General features: G+C 41.9%; 8 protein-coding genes. 3 read left to right on the top strand and 5 right to left on the bottom strand.

Annotated elements, in window-relative coordinates:
• The first annotated feature begins 75 nt into the window (after positions 1 to 75).
• Positions 76 to 3,393: a PAS domain S-box protein gene (locus tag LPA49_RS10390; RefSeq protein WP_230236489.1), complete on the top strand. Its 3,318-nt coding sequence runs from the start codon at positions 76 to 78 to the stop codon at positions 3,391 to 3,393.
• Positions 3,394 to 3,402: 9 nt separating this feature from the next.
• Positions 3,403 to 4,392, top strand: coding sequence for a two-component system response regulator (locus LPA49_RS10385; protein ID WP_036969419.1), 990 nt, complete (start codon positions 3,403 to 3,405; stop codon positions 4,390 to 4,392).
• 22 nt (positions 4,393 to 4,414) lie between these two features.
• Here the strand turns inward: LPA49_RS10385 and LPA49_RS10380 are convergent, their stop codons facing one another.
• Complete coding sequence (locus tag LPA49_RS10380; RefSeq protein WP_065979366.1) at positions 4,415 to 4,807, bottom strand: VOC family protein; 393 nt, start codon at positions 4,805 to 4,807, stop codon at positions 4,415 to 4,417.
• Positions 4,808 to 4,809: 2 nt separating this feature from the next.
• Positions 4,810 to 5,457 (bottom strand): HD domain-containing protein, encoded by a 648-nt coding sequence (locus LPA49_RS10375; RefSeq protein WP_036969424.1) that lies wholly within the window; start codon positions 5,455 to 5,457, stop codon positions 4,810 to 4,812.
• A 135-nt stretch (positions 5,458 to 5,592) separates the two neighbouring features.
• Here LPA49_RS10375 and LPA49_RS10370 point away from each other — a divergent pair, with 135 nt between their 5' ends.
• Positions 5,593 to 6,783 (top strand): class I SAM-dependent methyltransferase, encoded by a 1,191-nt coding sequence (locus tag LPA49_RS10370; RefSeq protein WP_036969427.1) that lies wholly within the window; start codon positions 5,593 to 5,595, stop codon positions 6,781 to 6,783.
• 12 nt (positions 6,784 to 6,795) lie between these two features.
• Here LPA49_RS10370 and LPA49_RS10365 read toward each other — a convergent pair whose 3' ends face one another.
• The 3 genes from LPA49_RS10365 to hrpA form a co-directional block, all read right to left on the bottom strand.
• Positions 6,796 to 7,095 carry a PilZ domain-containing protein gene (locus tag LPA49_RS10365; RefSeq protein ID WP_036969429.1) on the bottom strand — a complete coding sequence of 100 codons (300 nt, stop codon included), beginning with the start codon at positions 7,093 to 7,095 and terminating at the stop codon, positions 6,796 to 6,798.
• 9 nt (positions 7,096 to 7,104) lie between these two features.
• Positions 7,105 to 7,518, bottom strand: a complete 414-nt coding sequence (locus LPA49_RS10360; RefSeq protein ID WP_227006828.1) for a two-component system response regulator — start codon at positions 7,516 to 7,518, stop codon at positions 7,105 to 7,107.
• 77 nt (positions 7,519 to 7,595) lie between these two features.
• The gene (gene hrpA / locus LPA49_RS10355) at positions 7,596 to 11,486 is read right to left on the bottom strand and encodes an ATP-dependent RNA helicase HrpA (RefSeq protein WP_230236487.1); all 3,891 of its coding nucleotides are present in this window, start codon (positions 11,484 to 11,486) and stop codon (positions 7,596 to 7,598) included.
• Positions 11,487 to 11,507 lie beyond the last annotated feature (21 nt).

The raw sequence follows: 11,507 nt of genomic DNA, 5'->3' as shown, positions 1-11,507 counted from the left end.
CTGTCATATCTTTTTTCTCTAAATCTAGCGCAAATTGTATTAGACTGACATTACTTGCAGTCTGAACGAATTATTATGCTCGCGAAATTTTTTATTACCGATCAAAATCCAAGCTTAATCATAAGTGGGGTGTACAATCCTAGTTTAGTTGTCCTTTCGATTGCTACCGCTATTTTTGCTGCATATTTCTCATTGCATATTATTGATTTAGCCAATAAAACCCGCTTTGAATCATACAGAAAACTAGGCAATGCAACCGGCTCTCTAGTCTTGTCTGGCGGAATTTGGAGTATGCACTTTATTGGTATGCTTGCATTTTCTTTATGCACAACCATTAACTATGATCCTGCTCTGACATTTTTTTCGTTTATTCCTGCTTTTTTAGCCTGCTACACAGGTATGTCACTAATACGCAGTAAAGACATTGCACATATTCCCGCAGGGTTAAAGTTACTCATGAGTTCTGTGTTAGTGGGCGCAGGTATTGGTACCATGCATTACACGGGTATGGCGGCAATGGAAATGAGCCCATTACTTCGTTATGACCCTATGTGGTTTGCTGCATCCATTTTTGTTGCCGTGTTTTTATCCTTTATTGGGCTGTATACTCGCTTTCATTTGAACGACCACTTTCAAAATTTAACCGCATTACAAAACCGGATTATTTGCGCCATTATTTTAGGTTTTGCTGTCGCCGGTATGCATTACATGGGCATGGCTGCAACGCGATTTGTCGCGACCTCCCCTTTTTTATCCGATAACACAGACAATACCAATCTTGTTTTTATTGCTGCCATGGTGTCATTTGCTACCGTGTTATTAACCGCTGTCGTTGCGATTATCAATGGTATGGTGCGCTATCGTATGCTGCTTGCTGATAAATCGGCAGAAGAATCACGACTCGATGCCATTTTAAGTACGGCAATCGATGGTATTGTGACAATTAATTGTCGCGGTATTATTTTAAGCTTTAATAAATCTGCAGAAAGTATCTTTGGCTGGAAACAAGAAGAAGTGCTCGGTCAGAACGTGAAAGTGTTGATGGATGACGACATTGCGGCTCAGCACGATGGTTATTTGCTAAACAGTGGCAACCACGCTCTTAAAAAAGTGATTGGCGTTAACCGCGACGTGTGTGCAAAACACAAGGAAGGTCATTTATTCCCTATTCGCTTAGGTCTTGGTGAAGTGAAACAACCCGATGCAGAAACGTTGTTTGTGGGCTTCATAACCGATTTAACCGAACAACGCGCATTACAACGCAGCCTAGAAGAAAAAGAACAGCAATATCGCACGTTAATGAATAACACGCCTGGCGCTGTATTTCGTTGTTTGCTCGATGACCATTGGAGCATGCTGTTCATTAGTCCCAATGTATTTGATCTAACGGGCTATACTGCCGAAGAATTTACGTCAAAAGCCATCAGTTTTGCTGACATTATAAATAAAGAAGACGAAGCGCATATTAATGAGATCATGACAAAAGCAATCTCTGAAAAAAATCAATATGCACTTGAGTATCGCGTACGCCATCGCAGCGGTAAGGTCGTTTGGGTATTAGATCAAGGTTCTATTAACAAAACGGATGATTCTGAAGTTCAGTGGATTGATGGTGTATTAGTTGATATTACCGCACGCCATATCTATGAAGAATCATTAAAACACGCAAAACAAGAAGCTGAAGCCGCTGCACAAGCTAAACAGGCATTTATGGCAAATATGAGCCATGAAATTCGCACGCCCATGAATGCAATTATCGGGTTCAGCGATATTTTAATGGACAGCCCACTTAATAAAGAACAACAAAAGCACATCGTTACCGTAAATAATGCAGCACGCTCATTATTGCATCTTCTTAACGATGTTTTAGACTCGGCAAAATTAGAAAAAGGCAAACTCGATATTCATCACGAGCACTTTAACTTACAAGCCCTTCTCGATAACATCGTTTCTACCTTTTGGCTTGAAGCAAAGCGCAAAAACCTGTTATTAGATTTAAAAATTGCTGATGATGTCGCACCAATTTATATCGGTGATGACGCGCGTATTCGTCAAGTACTCAATAACTTAATTGGTAATGCGGTTAAGTTTACAGAATCAGGTTCTGTCACGATTAGTGTAAGTAAGACACAAAACAATCAGCTCTTTTTTGAGGTGCAAGACACTGGGATTGGCATTGCAAAACACCGCTTGAAAGCAATTTTCCAACCTTTTGAACAAGCCGATGGAACGATGACGCGTCGCTTTGGCGGCACAGGCTTAGGCACCACCATAAGCAAGCAATTAGTCGAGCTTATGGGAGGCACAATAAGTGCCGTGAGTAATGAAGGCGAAGGCAGTTGTTTTTTCTTTTCTCTTCCTTTGCAAGAAGGCGACATTAATAAAGTAGATAAACTCAGTAATAACCTACTTACATTACCACCTCTTCGTGTCTTAGTGGTTGATGATATTGAACAAAATGTCGAGCTATTAAACATATTACTCTCACAAGCTGGCCACACAGTGTATAAAGCAAAAAATGGGCTAGAGGCTATTGCTGAATTTAAACAACACAGCTTTGATATCATTTTAATGGATATCCACATGCCTGAATGCGATGGTATAACTGCTTGTAAAAAAATTCGTGAATTAGAGCAGCAACAACAATTAAAGAAAACACCTATCATCGCGTTGACCGCCAGCGTGCTTCAACAAGATAAGCTCACAGCTAAGCAAGCAGGTATGAATGGCTTTGCAAACAAACCCGTCGATATACAACAAGTTAATCATGAGATAGCGAAAGTGCTCGGTTTAGAAATTAAGCACATCACAGCTAAGCCTGATAACAAAGCAAAGCAACATATCAATTATGTTAAAGGTATCCAAATGTGGGGTAGCAAAGAAAAGCTTAATACTGAAATACGCTTATTTCTTGCTAATCATCAGCAGAGTATTCTACGTTTAAAAGAGTCAACACTTAATGCATCTGAACAAACGACACTGTTACACACGCTAAAAGGTGTGGCGGGCAATTTGACACTAACGAAATTACTGTATTTATTGTCGCAGGCCGAAAAAGAACAGGGTAAAGAAGACTTTTCTAAATTAATAACTGCGTGCTATAAAGAATGGCAAGCACTGGCTACTTTACTCGATGAGCAAGAGCAGGTTAATACTGATAAAACACCTTCGCAAGCGGTATCGATAAGCGTATTTTTAAATCACATCGAGGCACTACAAAATCAAGCCGAGCATGCTGAAATAGATGATGAACTACTGAGTGATGTTCAAAACAATGCCCCTGTCGAGTATAAAGACACAGTCGCAGAGATAGTTGGACATTTTGATAACTTTGACTTTGATGCAGCAAGTACTGCATTAGCCAATTTAAAGCACCGCATTGCAGCTGATTAAGGAGCAGTCATGAGTCAAATTACTGATCGAGCAAGAATTCTTGTCGTTGATGATGAGCCCGCAAATCTTAAGGTCATGCGTGAAGTTCTTGCAAATGACTATCGATTATCATTTGCTAAATCGGGTGATTTAGCTCTGCAGCTCATTGAAAATGAACCTCCAAAACTAATTTTACTGGATGTCATGATGCCAGATATGAATGGCTTCGAAGTATGTAAAATTTTAAAAGCGAACCCTGAAACAGCTCATATTCCCGTGATATTTGTCACGGCACTGTCCCATGAACAAGATGAGTCCGAAGGCTTTTCACTTGGTGCTGTTGATTATATAACCAAACCCATCAGCCCTGCTATTGTGCGAGCCCGAGTGAAAACACATTTATCGCTAGTGCAGGCCGAGCAATTACAATTAGCCCATATCGATTTAATTAATCGCTTAGGCCGAGCGGCAGAATATAAAGACACAGATACAGGTGAGCATATCGCCCGTATGAGTCGCTACAGCAAAGTACTCGCGTTAGCTTATGGTATGACTGAATACCAAGCTGAACAGTTGAAACAAGCCGCCCCTATGCATGATGTTGGCAAAATAGGCATACCAGATTCGGTACTTTTAAAACCCGGCCGTTTAGATGCCAACGAGTTTGAGCATATGAAGCAACATGCTGTCATTGGTGCAAAAATACTCGAAAATTCAAGCTCTCCCCTATTACAGCTCGCTCATAAGCTTGCACTGGAGCATCATGAAAAGTGGGATGGTACGGGTTACCCTCTTGGTTTAAAAGGAGAAGAGATCAGCATTGAAGGTCGTATCGTCAGTATTGCTGATGTATTTGATGCACTCACCTCTGTGCGCCCATACAAAGATGCGTGGCCAGTTGAAAAAGCAGTAGAGCTGCTACAAGCCGAATCAGGCAAACACTTTGATCCCCAACTCGTCGATTTATTCATTGGCCAAATCGACGCAATTATCGAGATTAAAAACACTTACTCTCGCTAGTTTATACCCATTAAAAGGGGCCTTACTCAAGGCCCTTTTTAATTTGCTCATAATCATGAGAGGTAATTTCATGACTGTTGCCAGCACAGTCTTTAAAATACATAGAATAAGTCACGCCATGGTCGGCAATCACCGTTTTTATATTAAATTGAGCTAAATGCTCAAGCCACGCTAAAAATTGCGCTGCGTTTACACTAAAAGCGATCCCTTTACTATTACCGGGCGCTTCAAATAATGCGAGACGGATTGTTTTTGCCTGATCTTCAAGGGTTAATGGACCTTTACCTTCATCCCAAAAAGCAAGCTCAGGAACCACAGAAAAACCTAACACATCACGGTACCATGTCACTGCCCGCGCCAAATCATCAACATTTAAATGGCAGTGATCAACCCCGTTTAATAAAGGTACACCCATGGTTACTCACCAATCTCAGATTTAAGTTGCTCTAGAAAGGCCAACATATACTCTGTTCGTCTTTTTGCTTCATCTTTCGCCGAAGGTGTATTCATACTTTGGGCGATATGTAATAGTTTAATAAAAAAGTGATCAAGCGTGTATTTAGTGTCATCAGGCTCACGATGTAAACAGAATGGATCGTCTTTATGGTAAAGATAACGCCCTATCGAGCCACCCACTTTCATGCAGCGACTTACCCCAATAGCCCCTAATGCATCCATTCGATCAGCGTCTTGGACTATTTGTGCTTCAACACTTTGTACTGCGATGTTAGCGCTAAAACTATGTGCAACAATGGCGTGATGAATTGCGGCAAAGTATTGCTCAGGGTAATTAATGGATGATAAAAAACTCAACGCTTTGTCTGCAGCCATTGTTGACGCTTTCGCTCTATCAGGGTGGTTTTTAGCAACCGCAACGCAATCATGTAACCAGGCTGCGGGTAACACGACTGCCATATTAGCCTCTTCTGCAGTGCACAGCTGTTTTGCAACCCTCACCACTCGCTCAATGTGGCTAATGTCGTGTGCCACATCGGCATGAAGTAAAGATAAAATAAAATCTCGACACTGGGTTTCAAGTTCTGCAAAGTCTATTTTTGACTGCATAAAGCGGCTGTTACCATTAACTGATTGAAATTATGCTTACTTTAACGTGCTTACTGGATTTGTTCAAAACATTCATTGTATGTTTGCCAGTGCTTCATTAAACTATGCCCCCTTTTGTTTGACGCGAGAATCCCTATGTCATCTGCTATTTACCTACAAGCTGGACGAGAAAAATCATTAAAAAGAAAACACCCTTGGGTGTTCTCTAAAGCCATTAAAAAAGTAAAAGGTAAACCAGGACTAGGTGATACGGTTACTATTTATGATAATGACGGTAAGTTTCTCGCCATTGCAGCTTACAGCCCAGAGTCACAAATACGCGCACGTGTATGGAGCTTTGACCAAAACGAAGTGATTGATCAAGCATTCTTCGAAAAGCGTCTTCGCCGTGCGTACGATGCACGCCAGCAAGTGATCAGCGAGGGAGGCTTAACAGGCTTTCGTTTAAGTGCTGCGGAGTCTGATTACTTACCGGGTATCACAATCGACAAGTTTGATAACGTATTAGTATGTCAGTTACTCAGTGCAGGTGCAGAGCGCCATAAGGGCGAAATAGTCGCGGCACTAATGGCTATTTTTCCTGGCTGCGATATCTACGAGCGCTCTGATGTCGACGTGCGAACAAAAGAAGGGTTAGATCCAATCAAAGGTGTTCTGTGGGGTAATGCACCGACAGAGCCCGTATTAATTGAAGAAAACGGCCTAAAGCTAGAAGTCGATATTATAGAAGGTCATAAAACAGGCTTTTATTTAGACCAACGTGATAGTCGTGCGGCTCTAGAACGCTTCTCTAAAGATAAAACAGTGCTTAACTGCTTCAGTTATACTGGCACATTTTCGCTGTACGCATTACGTGGCGGCTGTCAGCATGTAACCAATGTGGATGTATCACAACCTGCGCTCGATACCGCCAGACGCAATGTGGAGCACAACAACCTAGATTTGAATAAAGTCGACTTTGTTAAGCAAGACGTCTTTAAGTTACTGCGTCAATACCGTGATGAAGGCAAGCTGTTTGATACCATCGTGATGGACCCGCCTAAATTTGCAGACAATAAAGCACAGCTGACCGGCGCATGTCGCGGCTATAAAGATATTAATATGATTGCGATGCAAATACTAAAGCCCGGTGGCACCTTATTAACGTTCTCGTGCTCTGGCTTAATGGAACAAAACTTATTTCAAAAAGTGGTTGCCGATGCAGCGCTAGATGCAGGTAAAGATTTACTGATTATGGAACGATTAAACCAAGCTGCCGACCACCCTATTGCTGGCAGCTACCCCGAAGGTTTTTACCTAAAAGGCCTTATCTGTAAAGTATACTAAAACAGCTAAAACCTAGTTAAAGTGAACAATTTCAAGTCCTGCACTCAAGGAGCCATCTTGCTCCTTGGTTGCTCTAATAACTTTAACTGTTGCATCAAACGAGGTGATTGCTGTGCTCGTAGAGGCAATCACCACTCGGTAAACACTGCCAATTTCTAATACTTCATCACAACATATTGCTAAGCCTGTTGCACTTAAATCAGTGCATGTAACGACTATTTCGGTGTGACTATTTTCGCCCTCTAAAGGTATTAACTTTGCGGGGGTATGAATTTGCATGCGGCGAAAATCGCGCTTTTCCTCATGAAACATGACGCCTCCTTACACAAGTGCTTTTATTTTTTCTATGAGTGTTTTTACAGAAAATGGTTTCACTACATAGGCGTCACATCCAGCATCAAATCCTGCTTTTTGCTCAAGTTCAGATTCTAAGCCAGATACCATAACAACGGGGATATTTTCTGTTTCCGGGGTGTTTTTTAATAACCGACACGTGTCATAACCATCAAGACCAGGCATACACACATCTAATAAAATGGCATTGGGAGGGTTTGCAATAGCCGATGCCAAACACGATGTTCCTGAATCTGCATAGCTTAACGAAAACTCATTGCTTAAGGTTGCTTTGAGCATTTCGAAGTTAAAATATTCATCGTCAACAACCAAAATTTCTGGTCGTACTCGACGTGAAGTGTCTGCTGGAACTGCAATCGGTTTATCCTTTTCTATGCCCACATAATCTCCTTTTAGCATTTGTGTTACTAATTCAAGCGCAATGAATTCACTGTTTCATTGCGCATACCTTTACTGAATTATAACTCACATTCTTTGATTGCGTTTAAAACACGCTTTGCAGATACAGGATAAGGTGTCCCTAGTGTTTGTGCAAATAAAGAAACACGTAATTCCTGCTGCATCCAAAAAATAGACCTGATTTCATCAGGTACGGGCATTCCTTTGGGGATTTTATTCGCCAGTTTTTGATACTGTTCAGCCACTTTTTCTAGTTCAAGTACACATAAACGATCTCGATTAGGATCAACAGGGAGTTTTTCTAGACGACGTTCAATCGCTTTTAAATAACGAATTAAATCCGCCATTTTTGCCGCGCCGTGCTGACTTACAAACCCTTTAAAAACGAGGCTTTGTAATTGTGATTTAATATCACCATGAGAAGTGATCATGGTTAAATCTACGCGCCCTTTCATACGCTTATTAAGACTGTGAGCAATGCTAAGCACTTGCTCAACTTGCGTTGCTATGTCGACCACCGTATCGCCCAACTCACCACGAATTTGCTCTTTAGCCTGCTCAAATGCTTGCTGAGTACGAATGTTGCCGTACTTTATCAATAAACTATCAACACCTGCAGCAATACAATCATCAATCAAATCATTCACTTTACCAAAGGGGTTAAAATACAACCCAAGCTTAGATTTATTAGGTAAATTTTGCTGCAAATACTTAATCGGTGACGGTACATTTAAAAGCACTAAACGACGTAAGCCCTGTTGGTGCGCCTGCTGTGCTTTTTGTTCGTTATCAAATAACTCAACCGCAGCGGAGTCTTTTTTATCGACTAAAGCTGGAAACGCTTTTATTTCATACTGACCTTGCTTTTTAACATAGGAAGCTGGTAACTCACCAAAGCTCCACTGTGTTAAGTCGGCTTTTTCTATGCCTTTATCAGCCACTTTTGATAAGGTATCGGTGACTTTGCCCTGAAGCTGAGCTTTCAGCTTAGCCAAATTTAGACCTCGAGCAAGTAACTTATCGTGCTCATCGCGAACTTCAAACTGCAAACGCAAATGAGGGGCCAACGTTGAGTAATCCCAAGCGTCTGGCTCAACACGTACCCCTGTCATACGCAGCAAACGAGTGCTTATGGCGTCAATTAAATTGCCTTGCATAGGCTCAATTGCCGCTAATACAGCATCGGCGTAGTTCGGAGCTGGAACAAAATTACGGCGTAGTGTTTTTGGTAATGACTTAATTAATGCGCAAATCAACTCATGCCTAAACGCAGGAATATGCCAATCAAAGCCGGTTTCTTGTACTTGATTAAGTAATGCAACCGGAATTTGAACCGCAACACCATCAACAGCTTGCCCTGGATCAAAATGGTACGTCAGCGGCAAGAGTAAGTTTTCTTGTTGCCATGTATCTGGGTAATCAAATTCGGTGACATGATCAGCACCATGCTGCATTAACGCTTCACGTGACATGTGCAAAAAGCGTTTATCTTTTTGTTTTTGTTGCTTCCACCAGGCGTTAAATGCCGCACGATTGTTGATATCAGCAGGAATTTTTTTGTCGTAAAACTCATACAGTGTTTGCTCATCCACTAAGATATCGCGACGACGAGACTTATTCTCAAGCACTTGAATATCATCAATAAGCTCTTGGTTATACTGTAAAAAGCCTTCATTCTGACCAAGCTCTTGTTCTACCAAAGCGCCACGAATAAACAACTCTCGGCTCACTTTAGGATCAATTTTGCTGTATACACAACGACGCTTATTAACAATAAGCAGGCCGTATAAAGTTTGCTGCTCGAAGGCGATAACAGCACCCGGTTTTTTCTCCCAATGAGGCTCGCTGTAGCTGCGCTTCACTAAATGTTGAGCAAAACCTTCAACCCATTTAAGGTCGATACGGGCATTTATACGAGCGTAGAGTTTACTTGTCTCCACCAGCTCCGCAGCCATAATCCACTTAGGGCTCTTTTTAAATAATCCTGAGCCCGGAAAAATATGGAACTGACTATTACGTGCGCCTTTGTAAATTTGTTTTTCGTCTTTAAAACCAATGTGGCTCAACATACCGCTTAAGAGTGACTGATGAATTCGGTCGCTGTCGGCTACGTTAGTTGTTGCTTTCATGCCCATTTCATTACACACAGTCGACAGTTGATAAACGATATCTTGCCATTCTCGAATACGCATATAAGCTAAAAAGTCTTTTTGACACAGCTTTCTAAACTGACTATTGCTTAACTCACTTTGTTGCTCTTCAAGATAATTCCACAGATTTAAAAATGCGATAAAGTCTGAATCTGGATCATCAAATCGGCCATGTTTTTCATCAGCTGCCCCCCGCTTTTCTTGGGGTCGCTCACGGGGGTCTTGAATCGAAAGCGCAGCAACAATAATAATGACTTCACGCAATGCCCCAAGGCTATCTGCAGTTAGCACCATTTTGGCTAAACGCGGGTCGACAGGTAAACGACTTAAACTACGTCCTGATTTAGTCAGCTCAGTTTGCTTATGGCGCTTAGCAGGTTTAACCGCCTCAAGCTCTTCGAGTAACGTTAAACCATCATTGATGTTACGACTGTCTGGCGCTTGTACAAACGGAAATTGTTGCATATCGCCCAGCCCAAGGCCTAGCATTTGCAAAATAACCGACGCTAAGTTAGTACGTAGAATTTCAGGGTCAGTAAATTCTGGACGCGAATTAAAATCATCTTCGCTGTATAAACGAATACAAATACCCGCTTCGATACGACCACAACGGCCTTTACGCTGATTGGCACTGGCTTGTGAAATTGGCTCTATTGGTAAGCGTTGTACTTTAGTACGGTAGCTGTAACGGCTAATTCGCGCGGTGCCTGGGTCAATAACATACCGAATGCCGGGCACGGTTAACGAGGTTTCTGCCACATTTGTGGCTAAAATGATGTGGCGACGTGAATGCGGTGCAAAAATACGATTTTGTTCTGCATTCGATAAACGCGAATAGAGTGGCAGGATATCTGCGCCTTTTAAGTTGCGTTTAGAAAGCGCATCGGCAGTGTCGCGTATTTCACGCTCACCATTCATAAAGATAAGAATGTCGCCAGGTCCTTCGTCACACAGCTCGTCAACGGCATCAAAAATACCTTGCAGTTGGTCACCATCGGCTTCCATCTCTTCTTTATTAATCTCTGTAGTTGGGCGATAACGTACTTCTACAGGGAAAGTGCGTCCTGACACTTCAATAATCGGGGCGTCATCAAAATGCTGAGAAAATCGCTCTGGATCGATGGTTGCTGAGGTAATAATGACTTTTAGATCGGGGCGTTTTGGCAATAAGTTCTTTAAATAGCCCAAAATAAAATCGATATTTAGGCTACGCTCATGGGCTTCATCGATAATAATCGTATCATATTGATTTAAAAAGCGGTCTTGCTGAATTTCAGCCAGCAAAATACCATCGGTCATCAATTTTATATAACTGTTATCTGAGACCTGATCACTAAAACGAATTTTAAAACCGACTTGCTGACCAAGCTCACATTGCATCTCTTCAGCAATACGGTTAGCAACGCTGCGAGCTGCCAAACGCCTTGGTTGAGTATGCCCTATGTAGCCCTCTACCCCACGGCCAAGCTCTAAGCACATTTTTGGAATTTGTGTTGTTTTACCCGAGCCAGTTTCACCTGCAATGATCACCACTTGGTTGTTGGCAATCGCCTGCTTAATATCCTCTTTCTTTTGGCTAACAGGAAGTTGCTCTGGATAGGTTACTGTTGGTAATGCCGCTATACGTTGAACACGCAATTGCTGTGAGCGAGCAATATCATCCGCGATTTTTTGCGCTATGTTCGCTTGCTTTGTTTCATCGTTTATTTTTTTGATGCCATGCAGGCGTTTTTTGAGGATGAATTGATCTTTGCGTAAGCATGTTTTTAATTCGCCGAACAGCGGACCTAGGTTAACCACCCGATACCCTTATAGTTATTT

This window comes from Pseudoalteromonas sp. MB41 (assembly GCF_020966275.1).
Taxonomy (GTDB): Bacteria; Pseudomonadota; Gammaproteobacteria; order Enterobacterales; family Alteromonadaceae; genus Pseudoalteromonas; species Pseudoalteromonas lipolytica.
This window is presented reverse-complemented; position numbering and strand designations above follow the sequence as displayed.